Genomic DNA, 21,677 nt, shown 5'->3' with positions numbered 1-21,677 from the left:
GCTCTTGTTTGTAATTAAAATTGATTGGTAAATCGAGAGTGTTGCGCGATGGGCATATTTTGCCTAATGGACTCGCAACTGGATGTGTCTATCTCAACCACCATACTTTTAGGATCTTGGTCTAACTGTGCGACCACGCGTCCCCATGGATCAACCACCATTGAGTGTCCCCATGTTTCTCTTTGGCAAGGGTGTTTTCCGCCTTGACCTACCGCGACAATCCACGACTGTGTTTCAACCGCGCGGCATCTTAATAGTACTTCCCAGTGCGCTTGACCCGTTACCGCTGTAAAAGCCGCAGGCACCACAATGATTTGTGCCCCTTGCTTACGTAACTCTGAATACAAGTGTGGAAAGCGCACATCATAACAAATACTCAAACCTAAGCGACCAAAAGGCGTTTCCGCTGTCACAACTTGGTTGCCCGGAGTGAAAATATCCGACTCTCGATAGCACTTATGGACGTCAGCGACATCCACATCAAACATGTGTAGCTTGTCGTAATGAGCAACGAGGCAACCAAAATCATCAATCACCAAGGTGGTGGTCGTCACTCCGTTAGTTGTGCTTATCGGCATACTGCCAATGACGATCCAAATTCTGTGAAGCTTTGCTAGCTCAGAGATTTTCTTTTGCAGTGGGCCATCATTAAAAGGCTCAGCACACTGGTGATAGTCGGCTTTACTGCCAAAAACTAACGCGTTTTCAGGGCAAACAACCCACTTAGCCCCCAACTCTTTGCACTTTGCAACTTCTTGAGCAAGGTACTCAAAGTTCAATTCAGGGCTGGGGCCAGATGTCATTTGAATCAACCCAACACAATCCATGTGTATCGCTCCTCCATTCATTATGATTCAGAAATCAGCATTTCACCGTATATTCGCTGACTCGGGCATAAGGTCTTTTCGGCTAATTTAAGGCCTATTCGGCTAATTTTCTCAGCTTCTCTGGCAGCTGAAACTCGCCAGAGCTACGAGAAAGTTCGCTCACCGTTGGTGAATCCAATGGTCCTTTCACCGAATAATTTACTTGGGTAAAGACTTCCACAACTGGCGAGATAACCGTGGTCACCGCCAATACGTACAGCGCTGTTTGAGGGGTTACCGCAAAGGCCGTTAATACGGGAATACCCGAGGTAATATCTGGGGTAAAGTTCACCTCAGCATCAACCTGACGCGTGTTGAGGTTAGCGATACCTTTGATTTTCATCTCACCTGCGACCGCATCCATGTTCAGATCATTGGTCAGGAAGATACCATTTTGAATCTCGCCCGTTCCGGTGATGCTGTTGAAGGCCATACCTTTATCAAACACATCTGAGAAATCGAGCTGCATCTTGCGGATGATCGAATCTAGGCTAAACAGGCCAAGTAATCGAGCTGCGCCGCTCACATCCGAGATAATGCCTTTACCAAACTTGGTTTTAACGTTGCCATCAAGGGTATCCATTTTGATTCCCCAAGGCGAACCATCCCAATTTAGTTGACCTTCCAACGCGAATGGCGCTTTTTGAATCCCGGAAGTAATACCAAAGCGCTCCATGAGCTCGCTGTTGTTTTCACCTTCAACATCAACGGTTAACGATGAAAGACTCTTGTCACCTTGCAGTTCCCACCAGCCACTCACATCCGCTTTGTTACCGCCGCTTCGCACCTGGATTTTGTTCCACTCGATACGATCTTCGTTCCTCGTCATTTCAACATCGACCTTACCCACCTTGTAGCCTTGCAGCCAAAAGTCGTTCAGCGTCAGGGTCAGGTTTGGCATCGCATCGTGGATCTCTCTATCCAATTTGGATATCAATGGCGCAGCTTGTTCTTTACGTTGCAGCAGTTGCTGATCTTGGTTGTTCTTATCACTCCACTCAGGAACAAACAGATGCAGACGATCCAGTGAAACTGTCAAATCATAAGGAGGCAGGTAGTTAATATCCCCTTCTAGCTCTTGGCTAGACACTTCCATTTGCCACGCCTGTTTGTTCTTACTAGCACTAAAATCGACGTCATTCCAAGAGATACCACCCAAGATCAGCTCTTTACTCTCAAAGGTAATACGGCTTGGCGCAGGTATGGTTGGCGTGTTCATTTGACTAAGTACAGCCGTTGAAGGCTTTACCGGTTCCATTACAACCGATAACCAATCATCGGCATTGAATTTGTCTGTACGAATCAGGGCGTGATGGCCCACCACCGGGCTAATTTTGTAGCCACCGCGACCAAGCACTAAGTTGGTCGCCGTTAACTCAGGCACGTCGCCTGTGATATCAATCTCAGCTTGGTACTTGGTGTTTGGCAATTGCAGGCGCGCGGTAATCGTCTCTTGGTTACCCGATGCCTGTAGCCTTGCAGAGCCACTTTCTAGTGATTTTTTCGCCAATGGATATGGGTAATCACTCGCCAAGTATTTTAGGTCTGACTGTAAGTCTAGTTGGTAGGTAAAGCCGATATCATTCAGCTGGATATCAATCTGGCTTTGCCATTGCGCATGACCTGATAAGCGGCTTAACCATTGCTCACCGATGTAAGGTTCTAGAGGCTTGACGTCCCAATCACCTAACACATCAATATCAACTGCATAGCCAGGACCATCATTAAGGCCCTTAAAATCAAGCGAGATACCTTGGTTAAGGAGATCCGCAGCGAGGCCATTTGCCGTCACTACGTCATTATCAAATTCAATTCGACCCGTGGTGTTCTCGAGCACCATTGGCGGCGCTTCAATCTCAACATGGTTGCCACTTAAGTCGGCGTAACCCCATGCTCTTGCTTCTTTTTCAGAATCAAACGGAATATTCAGCTGGAACTCAGAAGAGACATCACCACTCACTTGAAGTGCGGTTAAGGCTGCGCCTACCGAGCCCACCAGTGGCGAAGACGTCATGTAATCGCGTACTGCGTTGCCAGACGCCGTCGCTTTAGCTTCAATTTCAATATGGCCGCCTTCCCCTAAATAAGGAATGCGTCCTGTGATTCGATCTGCCGTCACATCCATCAGTTGAGCTGAGCGAGAATCCAGATGCATCGCATCATTTTCAAACAACAGATCAAGCTGAAGATCAGTAATCAGTGGCCACGCGGTATCAAAGCTGAATTTCGCATCTTCTAAGCCAACCCAAACCTGGAAAATACCATCGTGGTTAGTGTATGGGTATTGAGACAAATCACCATGCCACAACAGTTTTACGGTATCCGCTTTACCGGCTTGAATCGCAGTTGAAAGGTAGTCTGTTAGATCTTGCCCAAGAGCCAATGTAGGTAAGTAGCGCCATGTTTCACCGACATTGTAAGCGTCCGCTTCGCCGTAGAACGATAAAAACGGGCTCGCATCTTTTGGGAAGTCTAAGCGGAATGCGCCTAGTACTTGTAAATCGGGGGTGGCAGCTGTGATTTTGTCTGACCACAGCTTCCAGCCGTTTTCATCTTGCTGCCAAACAATATCAACCTGACCTTGTTTGATATTCAAAGGCGCTTGGAATACGTCACCATAAGGGAACACATCGTCAATAACATGCAGGCTAGCTTTCGCTTCCGAGGCCGAACCAAACACACTACCAGACACTTGGCTAAAGCCTGGGACTAGTTCCCACTGCTCGATAGCAAGATCAGAAAAACTGGCTGAATAACGTAAACTGTCAATTCCCGAACCCATGGAAACACGGATATCAGAAACAGAGCCGCCCGGCGCCAATACGTTAATCATTTTGGTTGATTGTTCAGAGTCAGGCAGCAGCTTAATCAACGGAGTAATAGTCGCAATATCCAGCTCAGAAATGTTGAGTTGCCATGGACCTTGATTCCACTTGAACGCTACGTCGAGTTCCGGCCAAGGTGTGTCATCCGTTCTAAGGTTTAGTGAGTGACCATTTACTTGCCAACCATCATCAGTCGGCGACAACTTAAAGACACCGGACTCAAGCATGAGGTCATGCTCGCCATCTTCGTTCCACGCCAGTTCTGAGGGTAAAACCTCAACATAAGCGCTCACTGGCTTGCTATTTCGCAGCGTAAGCCAGCTATTCAAGCTCACAGTACCCGTTTCAATGCCGGATTCCGCCTGCATATAATGCGTAAGCCATGGCTTAACAGAAATGCTGTCGGCACTGACATAAAACTCACCAGTCACATCAGTCAGTGACCCACCATCAATAAAGTTAGCACTCACTGACAGAGAGTTTAGATTGGCATCTTTGATACTCACCACACCTTCAGCAAGGTGATGTTTGTCTGAATTTTGCCATTTTAAGGTTTCTATATCGAGCTGACGTTCTTCACCCGAAACAGAGTGATAAAGAATAGAAGAATCTTTTGCAGTTACATCGACGAGTGTTTTTAGCAGTAAATTATCGAGCTCTTGTATCACTCGCTTGGAAGACTCGGGATCTGTAGGTTCGTCTTTGCCATTTTGTCCGGCAAACAGATCAATTGAGCGGATATCAAGATACATTTGATTCATGACTAGATCGGCCACAACCGGGCGCATCTGCACGAGCGATTGAATCAAGTCAAACTCGACTTCAACACGCTCAACAGAGAAGGTCACATCTTCTGCATTGGGGAGGCTAGCTTTAACGCCTTGCAGAGCAATAGAGGGGTGAGTGTTACGCCAAAAACCGCCCACATCTTGAATCGAAAAATCAAAACCGGAGTGTTGGTTTACCCAAAGCTCAATTTCAGATTGATACTTGTTTAAATTGGGCAAGGCTACACGCAGTGTAGTAACGGCAATGGCTAGCGTTACTAAGAGAGTAACCACTAACCATAAACATGCACGTAGAATCAGAGTAACGCTTGAGCTCACAAAATTTCCATTACATCATAACAACATCAAACTGCTCTTGTATGTACAGAGGCTCAGCCTGGATTTTAACTAGCTTACCAATAAAGACTTCAAGCTCCGCAAGCGCATGAGATTCATCGCCCTCTAACGCCTCAGCTACGGCAGCTGCCGCATAGACCACAAATTTATCGGCGTCGTACGCACGATTCACTCGCGTGATCTCTCGAAGAATTTCATAACAAACGGTTTCAACTGTCTTCACACTGCCGCGGCCTTCACAAGCAGGACAGCTCGAACATAGGATATGCTCAATACTTTCACGAGTACGTTTACGAGTCATCTCAACCAACCCAAGCTGCGTGAAGCCATTAATATTGGTTTTCACACGGTCTTTGTCGAGCGCAGCCTCTAAAGAAGTTAGTACTCGCTTACGATGTTCCTCAGACAACATATCAATAAAGTCGATAATGATGATGCCACCTAAGTTACGCAGACGTAGCTGGCGAGCAATCGCTTGAGTCGCTTCTACGTTGGTGTTGAAAATCGTCTCTTCTAGATTACGACGACCAACAAACGCGCCAGTGTTGATATCAACCGTGGTCATCGCTTCAGTTTGGTCGATAATCAGATATCCACCAGACTTTAATTCGACTTTACGATCCAATGAACGCTGAATTTCGTTCTCGGTATCGTACATATCAAAGATAGGCTTATCACCTTCATACAGCTCAAGCTTGTCTGTCAGCTCAGGCACGTATTCAGAGGTAAACTCTTTTAGGTTTTCATATTCTAGACGAGAATCGACCTGAATCTTGCTCAGCTCAGTACCGACGAAGTCACGTAAGATACGTTGGCTTAAGCAAAGCTCACCATACAAACGAGTACGCGCCTTGTGCTTACCACGACGCTCTAATACTTTTAGCCATAATCGCTTCAAGAATGCGGCATCTTGTGCCAACTCATTTGAATCTGCACCTTCTGCTGCTGTGCGGATGATGAAGCCACCGTGTTCGTCACAGTAACGAGACACGACTTTTTTAAGACGGTTACGTTCAGACTCGCTGTCGATACGTTGAGATACACCAACATGACTTGCGCCCGGCATAAATACCAGATAACGAGACGGTAGAGTGATATCAGTGGTTAAGCGAGCACCTTTAGTACCAAGAGGGTCTTTGACCACTTGCACCACAATGTCTTGCCCTTGACGGACAAGCTCTGAAATATCACGAACCTGAAATTGTTTCTTTTCGTTTTCAGCGACACATTCAGTGTGTGGGACAATATCAGAGGCGTGTAAAAAAGCTGCTTTCTCAAGGCCTATATCCACAAAAGCCGCCTGCATTCCCGGAAGAACACGGCTTACACGTCCTTTATAGATATTTCCTACGATACCGCGTCGAGCATCTCGTTCGACATGGATCTCTTGAAGAGCCCCCCCTTCAATCATGGCCACACGAGTTTCACTCGGGGTCACGTTCAGCAACAATTCAGCACTCATGGTGCACCTCAGGTTAGTAATTATAAGAATTCTTGCAGTAGCTGGTCCGTTTCAAATAAAGGTAAGCCGACAACGGCGTAATAACTACCTTCAATTCGGGTAACAAAGCGTCCGCCCAAACCTTGGATCCCATAGCTACCGGCTTTATCGCATGGCTCCCCTGTTTGCCAGTATTGTTCTATTTCTTTTTCACTGAGGGGTTTAAACCATACGTCGGTAATAATGATTTCTGTTCTTTGTTTTTCTTCTGAAACCACAGAAACCGCCGTCATCACTTGGTGACGTTCATTCGCTAACTGAGTAAGCATGCGCTTAGAGTCAGTAAAATCGGTGGGTTTCTCAAGCACTTGCCCTTGGCTTACGACGACTGTGTCAGAACCAAGAACGACTATATCAGAGCCATGATCTACAGTATCAGAACTAGGAACGACATGCTGCCTTTCAGAAGGGTTATCTTTCAATAAAGACAACGCAGCTAAAGCTTTATCTAAAGATAGTCGCTTAACATATTCTTCGGCGGTTTCTTGAGCGTGTTTACACTCTTCAACATCGGTTACGAGGACAGAAAACTCATAACCGAGTTGAGATAGCAATTCTTTGCGGCGTGGAGAGCCGGATGCCAAAACTAAATGTTTCTTTTCCATCGTCACGCTACCTCACATGCCAATGGCGACGCACGCGTCTCATTAATAAAAACATCCAAGGCCAAAGTATACAGTTTATCAATGCGCTCCATAACGATAACGGATTGAAAACAACATCTTGGATCAAATATTCACCAAAGAAGATCAACACCTCAAACAAGACCGTTAACGCGGCAATGATCATCGCTTGCTGCCATAACGCCATGTTACGAATGACGAGGAAGTTCATCGCAATAATGTACATCACTATTGCCATCATCATGCCTCGAATACCCAGAGTAGAGCCGATCAAAAGGTCCCACAATAAGCCTAAAATCAAAGCACTACCCACGTTAACACGATGCGGTAGAGCCAAAACCCAGTAACACGTAACCAGCAGTAACCAAGATGGTCTAAATAAATCTAAGCTACCAGGCCAAGGGATCGTCTGCAGAATCAGTGCTATTAAAAATGAGCAGAAAATTACTACCTTGCTTCTCAAAACGCTATTGGCCATCTTCGCCCTCTAACAATGCTTGTTCTATGCTCGATTGATCCGCTTGCATCTGTTTGTTTTCATCAGGCCATACAAGCAGCAGGTATCTGAGCTTATCGAACTCAACCACAGGCTCTGCTTTAATCACAGCGAACTCACGTTTCGGGTCGTAATCAACGGCCGTAACATAGGCGACTGGATAACCTTCTGGATATACCCCACCAAGACCTGATGTCACCAACAGATCTTCTTCTTGTATATCGGTACTGGTTGGAATGTGCTCTAGCTGGATCTCGTCAATCATGCCATTGCCCGAAGCAATCACACGGATGTCATTACGAATAACCTGAACAGGAATCGCATTGTTTGCATCAGTGAGTAGTAATACACGACTATTATGAGCAGCAACGAAAGTGACTTGGCCGACAATGCCTTTTTCGTTGATCACCGGCTGACCTTCATACACCCCATCAATCTGACCTTTGTCGATCACGACTTGATGGCGATATGGTGAAGTGTCTACCGCCATAACTTCTGTGACGACTTTCTTCTCATCACGGATAAACGGCGAGCCTAACAGCTTACGAAGGCGCTTGTTTTCTTCTTGATATTGCTCAAGCAGAATCAGCTCGCTCTTCAGACGCAAGACTTCTCGTTTAATATTATGGTTAGATTCAATTAACCCTTTGCGAGTGCTAAAACGGTCGTAAACACCATCGAACATAGTGCGAGGCAAGTTGGCTGCATATTGAATAGGCGCAACCATGCTGTTTAATAGATAGCGAACATTTGAGAAAGCATCTAAACGACTATCAGCCAGCATAAGGCTGGCTGATAAAATTACAGCAAAAAACAGGCGCAATTGTAGAGAGGGACCTCTACCAAAAATTGGCTTCATTCTATATTTGGTCCTAGAGCTACATTTGATCCTATAGACAAGGTCCTAGGCTCTTTACATAAAACTAGATAAGAAAAGAGCCTAACACTAGATATTATTCTTCGCTGAACAGATCGCCGCCGTGCATGTCGATCATCTCTAGAGCTTTACCGCCACCTAGAGCAACACACGTTAATGGCTCTTCTGCAACAACAACAGGGATACCTGTTTCTTCTGTTAACAGACGATCAAGGTCTTTAAGCAGTGCACCACCACCCGTTAGTACCATACCGTTTTCTGAGATATCAGAAGCCAGCTCTGGTGGACACTGTTCAAGTGCAACCATCACTGCAGATACGATGCCAGATAGAGGCTCTTGAAGTGCTTCAAGGATTTCGTTTGAGTTTAGGCTAAAGCTACGAGGCACACCTTCAGCAAGGTTACGACCACGTACTTCGATCTCTTCGACTTCATCGCCAGGGTAAGCTGAACCGATTTCGTGTTTGATCTTCTCTGCTGTCGCTTCACCGATCAAGCTGCCGTAGTTACGACGAACGTAGTTGATGATCGCTTCATCAAAACGGTCACCACCAATGCGAACAGAAGACGAGTAAACCACACCGTTCAGTGAGATAACCGCAACTTCAGTAGTACCACCACCGATATCAACAACCATTGAACCTGTTGGCTCAGAGACACGTAGGCCAGCACCAATCGCAGCAGCCATAGGCTCATCGATTAGGTAAACCTCACGAGCACCAGCACCTAACGCTGATTCACGGATAGCACGACGCTCAACCTGTGTTGAACCACAAGGTACACAAACCAAAACACGAGGACTTGGTTTAAGCACACTGTTGTCATGCACTTGTTTGATGAAGTGCTGAAGCATTTTTTCCGTTACGTAAAAGTCGGCAATTACACCGTCTTTCATTGGACGGATCGCTGAGATGTTACCAGGCGTACGACCAAGCATTTGCTTAGCAGCGTGGCCAACAGCAGCGACACTCTTTGCAGAACCCGCACGATCTTGGCGAATAGCGACAACTGAAGGCTCATCAAGAACAATGCCTTGGCCTTTTACATAAATAAGGGTATTGGCTGTACCTAAATCAATCGATAGGTCGTTTGAAAACATGCCACGAAGTTTTTTAAACATATTCTTCGCTCATCCTGCAAGAATTAGAAGACAAAAATTGCACTAAATGTACCAATGCCTTGCTGTTACGGCAAGGCATTGAAGTGCAAACATGGACTGAAACCCGCAATTTCTTACAGATTCCTAACTTAAGGGGCAAAAATTATATTATTACTGACCTGTTAAGCCACTTTCACCTCGGTAGATCACACGATCGTTACCACGGTAGATACCAAATGTGACGACGGTGGAGGGATCTTCATCGCCTAAGCCTCTCCAGTTATACTGTAGCCAAGGTTGAGTTCCCTTACTTCCAAAACAAGTAGCTCCACTTGGTGAACTACCCTGCCTTAAAAACAACCTGACTTGCTCACGACGACTAGTATCTTGCTTAGCAATAAGGTTACTTGATACCCCCTTCAATACTGAGACAATATCATCACTTCCATTATCATCTGTATCGCTAGTTAATTTGGCATCTGTAACCTCTGAATCATGCCAAATTTTAGTTACACAGTAATCACTACCATTAAACTGGCTTCCACTGTCATCTGAATTAATCTCAAATTTACTTCCAGACCAATACTGAACTTCTAATGGAACTTGGATACTACTACCTTGATTACCTCCTACATCTTTGAGAGACATCCTTCCATATCTAAAATCCGGTTGAGCATTAAACTTTGTACCATTGGTATAATCTGTATTAGTATTGTCTAAGTCTAGAAATTGTAAATCTACACCATCAACTTTATCACTGACCCACACCCCAAATTCACTAGTAGTGTCATCGTACGGGCCATCTTCACTAGCTAACCTTAAGAATTCATAATCAAAATTTTCAATTGTTAAACGAGCCGAAGACCAATCATCTTCTCCCCAACTAATGTGGTCCGCATCCTTTTCTCCTGATAACCAAACCCTTGTATTTAAAACTGCACCATCTTCTTCGTTTATCGCTACATGCTTAATCGATGCCTTTAATGAATCCGCAAATAGACCATAGTTAGTCACTGGTTCGTTATCTCGATTGCGGGCTTCAACGATAAAATTGAAAGAAATACCCTGTGCCATATAAGCAAAACTATCGTGACCGCTAGAATAGTTCCAACTGTTACTAATAAGTGTTAAGTAATCAGGATAAAAACGACCTATATTCTTGTTTCCAGAAAATCCGCCAAGAATCTTGCCATAAAAGCTGCTCGAGTCTTCGGTCACTTCAAAATTTATACTACCAACTTCTGAATAATTTAAACTTTTGAATTTATAACCATTATCATCAAGACTAATATCGGAACTAGACTGAGTCAATTGGCTACCAGGCTCTAAGCTACCAAGCACTGCACCATTATTGCTAGGAGTATCCAGAGTATGAGTTGCAACGACAGCACCAGAGGACAGCAAATAGTTTTGTGTTACTAAGCTATTGTTACACGAAGGGTTAGCGTTACTCGAGAATCTAATTGGTTTAGCAAACACGTCAAACTCTTCCCCCGCAGCAACAAACGCATTCCCACCACTGCTGTTACCATCAGAATTGCTGCCTGTACAAATTGCAAATTTCCAAGGTCGGGAGTAGACCGAGAAACTTCCCTCTACATCGTAACTCCCATCCTCGGGGCAACCTGCGAAACCTGTACAATCAAAACTGCTGTCTTTTAAAGTGACGTTGAAAAGCCCTGACTCAGAGATAGTTAAGTCAGTTGAGGCGCTACCTTTTTTGAACTCAGGTAAGTAGGTCAGCGAGCCATCGGAGCCACTCCAAGAACTATCAAGCTCGTGGGAAATAGTAATTTCATCATCAGCTTCACCTACATAGTTTTCAGCAACAACAATTGAGTCACCAGAATCGCATGCTAAAACTTTAGTTACTGTCGGTGTGGCCTGCCCTGCAATAACGTTAAGATGATTGGTTGGAGTATTGCCTTCCACTAAAGAGAATTTAAATGGTACGAACTTAAACTGGCTTTCAACCTCTTTACCAGAATCATCGACTAATGTCGCTGTTAGCTTATAAGCTGTATCAAAATCAATATTGGCAGTATCTTTAGCGACAACTTTTAAAGTTAATTCACCATCGTCATTTGAAACATAATTAGGGTAAGTACCTGAACCTTGTCCTTGTAGTACAGAAACGTCGAACTCATCAGCGTCTGGCGTAATACCTACGGTAACGCCTAGACTTTCAGCCACACCATTATTAGAGGTATTAATGGTAAATTGAGGGGAGTCGTCGCCACACATCAAAGCTAAATCGGTTGCTGGGGAAATATCAATTTCATAGTCATCCGAAGGTTGAAAACAATGATTGTCAGTCGCAATAATCTTAGAAGTATTCCTCAGGCTAATAGCCTTAGCAGTAACTGCACCATAGACCGTTGACTGGTTGCTCATAATGACATCGACTTCGCTATATAAAAGACCTCTAAACTCACTCCGGTTGGCAAAGTTAACAGTAGAGTTTTGCAATGCGTGGATAAAAACTACTAGTTGCCCATCACCTTCTTCACCGAAAAATGAATCATTATTACTTAAATTCACTTTTCCTATGTGAATAATAACTTTTTCTCCGTCAGGGATAATGACTCTCCCTGCGTTATTAATATCCAAACTACCGACCCAGTATGTGCCGCTATAAAATGTTACAGAGCCTTTTCCAACACTCAAACTTCCTATTGATTCATTATTAGAAAATTCTGCATCATCCTGCCATACATTTACAGTCTCCAGTCCATTATCAGGAGATTGGAAGCTTTCTAGTTCTTGCTTATTAACCAACAATCCTTCTTCACCATAACACTCCGTACTATCACAAGCGCTCTCCTTCTTATTTCCTGTTATCGTATTTTGAGGAAACCCTATATACCTCTTTCCATTTGATACTAACGCTCCTTCTATCCCCTCCGATGTATCCAACAAAATATAAGTATTCTCGTTATTTTTCCATGTTTGAGCTGGTGAAGGGAATAACTGACAAATTTCACTCGTTGGCGGCTTATCAAATAAAAAGTACGAATAGGGCTCTACAACATGCGCACGTTCATAATCTTGAGTCATGTCTTCTTCGTTGATTAAAGCAACACCAGTTTTCGATACTGAACAGCGCCTCAACCAGCCGCCATTGTTACCATTACGTGTACGCTTTGACGCGAGTAATGTAGGGATACCCGAAAAACCAGAAGCTGAAAAATCTTGTACAAGCTGACAACCTTCTGTGATTGGTTTGATAACCCTATCATCGATATTCAGCGTATTTGATGTTGACCCTTGGCCAAGCCAAAATTTCTGCCCATTTATAAACCCTTCTCCTAGCCCTGCGACAAAAGCAACTTGTTCATTACTAGTAAGCTGAGCATTAGATGAAACTTCTGAACGATCAAGGACTAGATTAAATGCATTTGTTGTCGGGTTTAGAGCTATTGGGGTTAACCAAACAGGAGCGCTACCTTGCATATTGCTCAAGCTTTGAATCTGTACTAAAACGCCTGGGGAAGAGCTAAAGTTGGATGACAAGCCAAAATCACTGAATTGCACCGATTTACTATTATTAGCTCCACCACCAGCATTTGAATAAGTACGGTTATAATCAATGGTCCCTGCAACTAATTTCGCCCCACTATCAAACTCCAGAACGCCTGGCTCAATGACCAAATAGTCGATATTTTCCATCGGAGCATCAACGTACTCCACTAAAGGATCGTTGGTATTGGTGCTGCATCGCCACTGCCCTTTATCATTCTGCTTCAAGCGAACACACGCCGCATCATGGGGCGGAAGTAGCTGCTTTATCGTTGCCTGACTCGATGAAATAGACCAAACACGGAGATCAGAAGGGTATTCTGTCGTTTTACTATTAAAGTTTGAGCGGGTCGCATTAACCGTTGACATAACAAACACCAAAGGCGCTGAATCATAGGTTTTTTCAAACTCAATTACACACTCTACTTTTGATCCGGAAATAGTACATTTATCGGCGGGAATCGTACCGAACTCAAACTGAGGGTTAGTATTAATATCAGCTTGCACTAATGGTGATAAAAAAAGCGCTACTAGCAATACTGAGAAATGCTTTACCATCGTTTACTCCCTCACCCATACTTCTTGGCGTCGGGTTACTTTAATATTGTCATTGCCACATGCTGCAGTAGCTTCTATTTTGAAAAAACTTCGATCTTCACCGTCGAGGTTTAACTCTCCAATTGGCGTACATTTCACAGCTTCTAGAGCACAGTTGTCATTAGCCACATCAATACTTGGAACTACATTAACGACACTGCATGCATCTGACACAGCAGAGCTTCCCACCGGATAAATCTGAGTTAAAGCCCACTCATTAGCGGAATTCGCAAGTAACCACGCTTGAGAGCCCAAAAACTCTTGGGTTAGAGCATCACTACTTGCCCAACGGACACGGTTCAATGATGTCGCAAGAAAGCCCATAACTACCAAAGTAAATATTGCGACGATAAGTACGTTTCCTTGCTGCTTCTGCTTACGGGACATTTTGCACCTGCACATCATGTATGTAGTCACTCACTTCACCATTTTGCGAAAAACGTAACTTTATATGAACTAGCCCACCTCGATGTAGAGATGGCTCTAGGTACCTAAACTCGCTCTCCGCAACATCAATGTTCGCAGCGACTGTTTCTCCGTTGCGAGTAATAAACCCACCTGTTTCATTTATTCCTGTATTTAAACAATAAGTGATTAAGTTATTCACATCATAAATAAAGTGGCGGTTAGCAATGGATTCACTATCTAAGCTGACTTCTGAGTCAGTTCTAGAAAATTGATGATCATTATCTGGGTCAGGGACAACACCTGTTGTGTTGACCGATATTCTTTGACCTGAGGTATTATCCGTAAGATCAGACTGACGAGTAGGGTTCACCACCATAAAATCATTTTCGCCAAGAACTGAATTATCCTGTCCAATAAGAAAATCTACAGTGCGCGCTCCACCAATCAATACAGGATCATAACTATAAAAACCCGAGTATTTAATTGGATAGAAAGACAGACACCTCTGCGTAGCGATACTTATCGGCACATCAAAGCTATTGGGAACAGCATGTTTAATTTCACGTGACATCTTTTCTAAAACAAACTGAGCTTGGGTTTGTAAGCGTTGGCGATCAATCGAGTCGGCATAACCCTTCATGCCAAATTGCACAAATCCCGCTATACCAAGGAACAAGAACATTGCGACGACGATGGTTACGATCATCTCTATAAGGGTAAAGCCTTTTTGCTTCATCAGTAATTTCCCTTATAGGCTGTCAATGTGTAAGGCCCATATTGACTGGCAAAGATATTAATCGTGATAATCTTAAAATCTTGGGGACGAGTGGTATCTGAAATATCGGAACTTGTCGCATAACGAACGCTAACTTCCGCACGAAAATTCTTGTACTCATCAGCACTAGAGTTATTGAGTACATCAGTAAGATAGTGCTCTACATTACTACTACACTCAGCAGCAGTGGTTCCTGTCTTCCAGCAACCAATAAAGTCATCAACATCGTTATAGCTCTCAGGCCTCGATACTAACTCTCCAGCATCCAAGCCAAGAGAGCCTGCATCTGTACAGTTGTTATCTGGGTTTGATGCATTAACAGGAACTCTTTCCTCACCACATCGAATAAAACCACCATCAAAATCGCTCCACTGATCAAACCCTCTTGATAGGATTTGACTCATCAAACTCTGGCTAAGTGCCACCGCGCGAGTTTGATAGTGCGGTGCGGCCGATTCACGCATTTGTGGATACAAATAAGAGGTAAAGCCTACTAAGGCAATCCCCATAATGATGATCGCAACGATCATTTCGATAAGAGAGAAACCTAGGAAACGCTTCATGAACAGTTTCCCTCTGAAACGTAACCTTGACCGTTAATAAGTACCTCACAAGAGCTGCCACCAGTAGAATCTCTTACGGTAATGGTGTCAGTAACAGACGGATTACCAAAAAGGTCAAAGGTGTAGGTTTTATCTGTGGGTGTAAAAAGCACCCCCTCTTCAAAGTAATTGATATCACTTCGAGTGGCAGCTATACCGCTTCTTTCAGATACAGAATTAGCGGCATCAATCAGATCACACCCCGCTAAAGATCCCAAGCAATCTCCAGTGCTGTTAATTCGTAATTGATGTCTTGCTTCAGTGGTATCACTGTTTGATTGCATGCGGGCAAGCTGAACATAACGAATGGTAGTAATCACTTGCTCTTGCGCGGCATAAGCGGACACACTGCTTAGACCTATATAACGACTAGTCGCAACCACACCAATAATCGCAAGCAAAATAATCACCACGATTAGTTCAATAAGAGTAAAGCCATTATGTCTACTTAAAAAAGGAATTTTCACTGGCATTTTGAGAACTAACCATCTGATAGTAATTGATTAATTGTAGCGCAGAGAACAATGAATGTCTGTGGAGAAGGTGAGGCATTTAAAGTAAAAAAAGGCCAGCTTAGCTGGCCTACTCAAGTTACAATATTAACACTTGGTATTAATTACTGTTGCAGTAGCAATCGCGGAGCTCGTCGCTTCCTGGTAACGGACAAAACAACCTTGTGTCGCAGACCAAGAGCTTTCTTTTTGCTCCTTAAAAGTATAGGCAATAAAGCTGCCAGTACCTACTGCTGTCGAAACAACACTCCAGTCAGAACTTAGGCCGTCTACAGCTTCACCAATACCTGTAGCACTTGCCATTGGGTAACCATAAATAGTATCAATCTCGTCTACGACAGTTTTTGTATCCGCAGTTTCCACACCATTTATTGCGGCTTTACCGTAAACAATACCAGCTGCACCAGCCATTGCACCCTTTAGACCTTGCAGTGAAGATTCACGGGCATCGGTTTGCAAATTAAGGAAACGTGGCGCTGCAGTTACCGCAAGAATACCTAAAATCACAATTACTACCACTAACTCGATTAGGGTAAAACCACCTTGCTTTTTCATACTACTTTCTCACTTGGTTAAATTTAAAATATTCTTAATTATCTAACGTTACTGTTACCGAACCAGATGTAACGTCGTACTCAAAATAATGTTCTTTGCCTTCTTGCTGTGTATAACGACATACAGTATTCACATCTGCTGTCGCCACATATTTTTCTCCATTAGAAGCAGTCGTTGCAGCTACTGATGGTGGGTTCTGAAGAAGGTTCTCCATTAGACGAACACATCTTGCCGGGTTAAAAGTAGGGGTGCCTATACCGTTAGTACTATTGTCTTCAAGTTCATAAGGGTAGCCATCACGGTAAGTATCATCAGACTCCGTTAACCAGAAGTCTTGACCATCATAATCAACTTGTGGTCGTTCTTGAGTTCCAGCTACCGGACGACCGTTCCCTTCCCATTGCGCACGAGCAGAAAGCACAGCTGTAGCATATCCACCAGCAACGGCTTCAATACTTGCTTCTTTTGCATTATCAGTTACATCAATAAATCGAGGTAACGCTGCCACAGCGAGTAAACCTAAAACAACGATGACAACAACTAGCTCAACGAGCGTAAAACCTGTTACTTTTTTCATGGATATACCCTTGAAATGTTAAATATAAACGTATTCTAACTTGTAAAAAAATTAATGAAATGTTTTTGTGTCAAAAAAACCACTATCGTCAAAAAAAATGACAATATACAAGTTGTTACTCATTGAAACTTACTTTTACCGAGAATCCTGCTGACTTATTTATTATTAAAGTGGAGTCTTTAACCAGTTGATAACGACACTCATAACTTCCACCAACTAACGATCTACTTCTCAACTCAAAAGTATAGCCTTTAAATTTTTTTTCAGGGGAGGCTAGTTTAAGTAACTCTTGACAAATGTTGCCACCACTTGTCGATGGAATCACCCACCCACTTAAATCATACGATATACCATTACCATCTAGTTGCACAAACTTGGGTTGCTTATTCAACAACCAATATTCATGATATTCGTTTAACTTTAGTTGCATCGATTTTGCAGATGCAATCAATGCAACTCTCTGCGCTTCTTCACTAATTCTTTTCGTAAACGAAAGGAAAGTACCGATAAGACAAAGAACCAATACATAAATAATAAAGCGCTGAACCCACTTTAAGCTTTTTACGTCTAGTTGAAACAAAGGCTTCGACAACATGACTATTTCATTACATCCATCATGCTCCACATTGGTAAAAATATCCCCAATGCTAGCACTAACACCATACCAGCAACGATGACCAACAAAATGGGTTCTATTCGCGCAGTTAATGTTTTTAAGTCATAATCGACTTCTCGATCATAGTAATCAGATACTTCCAGCAACAGCTCATCGATACGACCCGTCTCTTCGCCCACTGAAATCATTTGTATCACTAGAGGGGTAAAAATTTCGCTGTTAATCGCAGTCGATGAAACCGTACTACCGGCTTCAATGGCCGACTTCATCGCTTGAACTCGCAACTCTAAAAAACGGTTATCTAAGGCTTCCGCCGAAAGCGCTAGTGACTGGTTAAGTGGTACACCCGCTTTTAGCATTAAGGCAAAAGTACGTGAAAAGCGTGACAATAGTGCCCGATTTACTACCCCGCCAATGACTGGAATTTTTAAGCGCAATCTATCCCACTCTTCCAATCCTTTGTCTGTCTTAATCCATGCTTTAAAAGCAAAGATAAGGCCAAAGATCACGCCAACCATTAAGCCCCAATAATTCACAAAGAACTCAGACATACCAATCAAGATACGAGTGGGTAGTGGCAAGTCGACACCAAAGCGTGCAAACATACTTGAGAATTGAGGAATCACTTGCGTATTCAAGACAAACATAGCAACTGTTATAAAGGCAATAACAAAAGTGGGGTAACGCATTGCAGTCTTTATTCGTTTGCGAGTTTCGACTTCTTGTTCGTAATAGCTAGCCAATTGCAGCAACGCTTGATCTAGACGACCGGTATTTTCTCCCACACCGATCATAGAAACAAATAAAGAACTAAATACATTTGGATGCATTTTCATCGATGCCGCTAATCCACGCCCATTAGTTAGCTCAGCAACCACCTCTTCCAAGGCGGCTTTCAACTGCTTATTTTCACAGTTTTGAGTTAGGCCTTTCATCGATCTTAATAGTGGTACACCCGCTTTGGTTAGGCTGTATAACTGTCGACAAAACAGAACCAACACCTCTAACGGTACACTCGGAAAGAACAGACTCGATACATCCATATCTAAGACTGAACCACCACTTTTGCCCAGTTTGATAGAGGTTGGAATGATCCCTTTACTCATCAAGCTTTCAGCAGCAAGATCTTCGTTATTCGCGTCTAATTGCCCACTTACTTGACTACCATCAGAGCTGCGACCTACATAACGATACGTTGGCATATCATTCTACCCCTACAGATAAATTGGGTCAGTGGCACCGGACGCATCACCTTCGCCAAGATGCATTATCTCATCAAGACTCACGACACCTTGCAGAGCCAATTCCATCGCAGAAGCCAATAACGGTTTATAGTTTTCAGACTGTCTCGCCTTTTGAGCAAAACCTACCGCATCATTAGCTCTCAGCGCATCCATCATGTTTTGCTCTAGCTCCAACATTTCAAATACACCAATTCGCCCGCGGTAACCGGTTAAGTTACAGTTCTGGCAACCACGGCCTTTCATAAACGGCACACCTACTTGGTTAGGGAAACGGACGCTCAGCCATTGCTTGCGAGGTTCATCTAACTCATCCTCAACCTTACAATCTGTACACACTTTACGAACTAATCGCTGTGCGACTACTGCTCGAACAGCGCTCGCGACCAAGTAACCCGGAGCACCCATATCCATCATACGCAACGCGCTGTCTACCGCATCATTGGTATGTAACGTACTTAATACTAAGTGGCCGGTCAGTGCAGCTCTCAAGCCTATCTCAACGGTTTCGTGGTCACGCATCTCACCGATAAGAATAATATCGGGATCCTGACGTAGAAAGGTTCTCAAGATAGTAGAGAAATCGAGATTGATCTTAGGGTTTACCTGAACTTGATTCACACGAGGTAGGCGGTATTCCACCGGGTCTTCCGCAGTAATGATCTTTTTACCCGGTTCGTTTAATTCACTTAACGCGCCGTATAAGGTTGTTGTTTTACCTGAGCCGGTTGGTCCGGTAACCAAAATCATGCCATGTGGACGGCGCAATTGTTGACGCAGACGAACCAACAGATCACTCGGTATGCCCGACTCTTCTAGTTTACGTAGGCCTGCTGACTGGTTAAGAAGACGCATAACCACTGATTCACCGTGCTGTACTGGCATGGTCGACATACGAATATCAACCGACTGACCTTTAGCTCGGATATTAAAGCGACCATCTTGAGGAAGACGTTTCTCTGAGATATCGAGGTTTGCCATCAGCTTCAAGCGCAGTACAAGTGCCGAAGCAATATTCACCTCATTCAGCAATGTTTCATGCAGCACACCATCAATACGCTGACGAAGACGCAATACGTTTGAATCTGGCTCGATATGAATATCCGAAGCGCCAACCTGAATAGCATCTTCAAATAGTGAGTTGATCAGCTTAACGACGGTAACTTCATCACTGTCTTCTTCAGCGATATCGAAATCAAAAGCATCATTAACTTGGTGTTCAGCGTGAAGTTGCTCAGCAAACGAGGCAATCTCTTTGGTTCTTCGATAATAGCGATCGAAGCCATCAACCAATTGCCTTTCTTGAGCAACAACGAATTCAAGCGCGTAATCGCCGAGCTGACCAAGCAAAGACTCTTGGGCAAACAGATCCGCAGGGTCACTCATTGCAACACGCAAAGTGTCACCTTGGCGTCCAATAACCAATGCACGAAGGCGACGAGCATGTACTTCGGGTAAAAGCTGTACTGCTTCAACATCGACAACGGCTCGGCTTAAATCAATAAGAGGAATCGCTAACTGCTGCGACAAAAAGCTCAGCATTTGCTGTTCTGACAAGAAGCCAAGCTCAATTAGCGCATCACCCAGCTTACGCCCAGTACTTTTCTGAGCGGCCAGTGCTTGTTCAACTTGAGCCTCAGTGATAATGCCTTCTTCGACAAGCAAATCACCAAGTCTTTTTCTTAATCTAATTTGCATCGCCGCTCTCCTCTAAAGCATTGAGTATTTTTAACCGGTCACGCACAAAGCTTTGTGATTGAGATGAGATACCGACTCTAGTCAACGCACCTTGATATGATTGTTTTGCTGCAGCGAAGTCTAACTGGCGTTCTTGCTGAATCGCTAAGCCCAACCACCAGCGAGCGTTATCTGAATCGACTTCAACCAACTTTTGATAACTCTCGAGTGCGATTTCTTCTTGCTGTGATTTTTGGCTCAACGCCGCACGCATTGCTAGATACTCTTGAGTTGGATGCGGAGGCATGTGTACTAAAGGGCTCAGCGCCGCTTCTGATTGATTCGCTTTAACCAGCAGTTTAGATAACCCTAATCGCAATTTTTCACTGTTGATGTTGAGCTTAATTCCAGACTGATAAAGCTCATAGGCTTTGCGAGTATCGCCTTTACCAAAATAGAGAATCGCAAGTTTCTGACGGACATCTTCATTTCGTGGCGTGTAGCGTAGAGCTTCAGTGTAGCCCTTCAACGCACCAGTAAGATCGTTCGCATCAAGCGCTTTCTGAGCTCGACCTTGTGCATTCACAGATAGCTGTTCCGGAGTTAACTCAACCTGTTCGATCAACATTCCGCTATTTTCTGAATCACCAGAGGCTACAGGCTCATTAGAGATAGACGCAGGATCTTTTTTGGCCACACTATCAACGTAAACTGGTTGGGGGATGTCAGTCCTAATCGTTTTAGGCGTGCTTAGAGGTTTAGCCGGTGTTTGTTGTTTTGTCGCTTTTGGGGCAGACATAACAACTGATTCGGAAACACTAGGCTTAGATTGAGCGCTTTTTGCCATCGCAGTGTTTTCTGTTGAAAGGATCGCAGAGTCTAGTGTCACCAATTTCTTAGTTGGCGATGAGATAGGTTGAGCAACTTCCTGAATGCCATTTGAATCATCAACGACAGAGACTTGAACCTGTAAATCTCGAGTTGAGATTGACTGCTCAACAATAGACTGATCAATCACAGGGCCTTGCGATATCGCCCAACCGCCCATCGCTAAGCTCAAAGTAAAACCTGCAACAACCCAAACTAGGGGGGAACGCGTTTTTACTTTAGGTACGACTGCGGCTTCAATCGAAGTCGCTGACTTTTTCTTTGCCAATTCAGACAAGGCGTTGTTAATGACGCTCATA

At 44.0% G+C, this 21,677-nt stretch carries 18 protein-coding genes; all 18 read right to left on the bottom strand.

Translation table 11 applies throughout. The annotated features are described in order from the left end of the window. Positions 1-14: 14 nt before the first annotated feature. Positions 15-827 (bottom strand): carbon-nitrogen hydrolase family protein, encoded by an 813-nt coding sequence (locus AB4583_RS01505; protein WP_372116120.1) that lies wholly within the window; start codon positions 825-827, stop codon positions 15-17. Positions 828-921: 94 nt separating this feature from the next. After that, on the bottom strand, positions 922-4,797 hold the full coding sequence (locus tag AB4583_RS01500) for a YhdP family protein (protein WP_372116117.1): 3,876 nt from the start codon (positions 4,795-4,797) through the stop codon (positions 922-924). A gap of 10 nt (positions 4,798-4,807) precedes the next feature. Next, the gene (gene rng, locus AB4583_RS01495) at positions 4,808-6,277 is read right to left on the bottom strand and encodes a ribonuclease G (RefSeq protein ID WP_102321214.1); all 1,470 of its coding nucleotides are present in this window, start codon (positions 6,275-6,277) and stop codon (positions 4,808-4,810) included. Between the two features lie 20 nt (positions 6,278-6,297). Beyond that, a complete protein-coding gene (locus AB4583_RS01490) occupies positions 6,298-6,921 on the bottom strand; it encodes a nucleoside triphosphate pyrophosphatase (protein WP_372098526.1) in 624 nt (207 codons plus the stop codon). Between the two features lie 7 nt (positions 6,922-6,928). Further along, on the bottom strand, positions 6,929-7,417 hold the full coding sequence (gene mreD / locus AB4583_RS01485; RefSeq protein WP_017061361.1) for a rod shape-determining protein MreD: 489 nt from the start codon (positions 7,415-7,417) through the stop codon (positions 6,929-6,931). Then, on the bottom strand, positions 7,407-8,294 hold the full coding sequence (mreC, locus tag AB4583_RS01480; protein ID WP_004735927.1) for a rod shape-determining protein MreC: 888 nt from the start codon (positions 8,292-8,294) through the stop codon (positions 7,407-7,409). Before mreC ends, mreD begins: the two co-directional genes overlap by 11 nt. A gap of 94 nt (positions 8,295-8,388) precedes the next feature. After that, a complete protein-coding gene (locus tag AB4583_RS01475; protein ID WP_017062957.1) occupies positions 8,389-9,432 on the bottom strand; it encodes a rod shape-determining protein in 1,044 nt (347 codons plus the stop codon). A 150-nt stretch (positions 9,433-9,582) separates the two neighbouring features. After that, positions 9,583-13,488: a DUF6701 domain-containing protein gene (locus AB4583_RS01470; protein ID WP_372116114.1), complete on the bottom strand. Its 3,906-nt coding sequence runs from the start codon at positions 13,486-13,488 to the stop codon at positions 9,583-9,585. A 3-nt stretch (positions 13,489-13,491) separates the two neighbouring features. Then, on the bottom strand, positions 13,492-13,914 hold the full coding sequence (locus tag AB4583_RS01465; protein ID WP_372116112.1) for an MSHA biogenesis protein MshP: 423 nt from the start codon (positions 13,912-13,914) through the stop codon (positions 13,492-13,494). Continuing rightward, entirely contained in the window at positions 13,904-14,671 is a 768-nt protein-coding gene (locus tag AB4583_RS01460) for a PilW family protein (RefSeq protein WP_372116110.1), read from the bottom strand. The genes AB4583_RS01465 and AB4583_RS01460 overlap by 11 nt, the downstream gene beginning before the upstream one ends. Next, positions 14,671-15,273, bottom strand: a complete 603-nt coding sequence (locus AB4583_RS01455) for a prepilin-type N-terminal cleavage/methylation domain-containing protein (RefSeq protein ID WP_372116107.1) — start codon at positions 15,271-15,273, stop codon at positions 14,671-14,673. The genes AB4583_RS01460 and AB4583_RS01455 overlap by 1 nt, the downstream gene beginning before the upstream one ends. After that, entirely contained in the window at positions 15,270-15,785 is a 516-nt protein-coding gene (locus AB4583_RS01450; protein ID WP_372116105.1) for a prepilin-type N-terminal cleavage/methylation domain-containing protein, read from the bottom strand. Before AB4583_RS01450 ends, AB4583_RS01455 begins: the two co-directional genes overlap by 4 nt. A gap of 126 nt (positions 15,786-15,911) precedes the next feature. Beyond that, a complete protein-coding gene (locus tag AB4583_RS01445) occupies positions 15,912-16,379 on the bottom strand; it encodes a type II secretion system protein (RefSeq protein ID WP_372116104.1) in 468 nt (155 codons plus the stop codon). Between the two features lie 34 nt (positions 16,380-16,413). Further along, positions 16,414-16,956, bottom strand: a complete 543-nt coding sequence (locus tag AB4583_RS01440; RefSeq protein ID WP_076645622.1) for a prepilin-type N-terminal cleavage/methylation domain-containing protein — start codon at positions 16,954-16,956, stop codon at positions 16,414-16,416. A 115-nt stretch (positions 16,957-17,071) separates the two neighbouring features. Then, positions 17,072-17,551, bottom strand: coding sequence for a hypothetical protein (locus AB4583_RS01435; protein ID WP_372116101.1), 480 nt, complete (start codon positions 17,549-17,551; stop codon positions 17,072-17,074). A 2-nt stretch (positions 17,552-17,553) separates the two neighbouring features. Next, the gene (locus AB4583_RS01430) at positions 17,554-18,774 is read right to left on the bottom strand and encodes a type II secretion system F family protein (protein ID WP_372116098.1); all 1,221 of its coding nucleotides are present in this window, start codon (positions 18,772-18,774) and stop codon (positions 17,554-17,556) included. 12 nt (positions 18,775-18,786) lie between these two features. Continuing rightward, on the bottom strand, positions 18,787-20,511 hold the full coding sequence (locus tag AB4583_RS01425) for a GspE/PulE family protein (RefSeq protein WP_017061350.1): 1,725 nt from the start codon (positions 20,509-20,511) through the stop codon (positions 18,787-18,789). Then, entirely contained in the window at positions 20,501-21,676 is a 1,176-nt protein-coding gene (locus AB4583_RS01420; protein WP_372116096.1) for a tetratricopeptide repeat protein, read from the bottom strand. The genes AB4583_RS01425 and AB4583_RS01420 overlap by 11 nt, the downstream gene beginning before the upstream one ends. Between the last annotated feature and the right edge of the window lies 1 nt (position 21,677).

The sequence above is a fragment of the Vibrio sp. 10N.222.49.C12 genome, from assembly GCF_041475025.1.
GTDB lineage: Bacteria > Pseudomonadota > Gammaproteobacteria > Enterobacterales > Vibrionaceae > Vibrio > Vibrio crassostreae_C.
The sequence above is the reverse complement of the archived record's forward strand: the minus strand, read 5'-3'. Positions and strand labels throughout refer to the sequence as shown.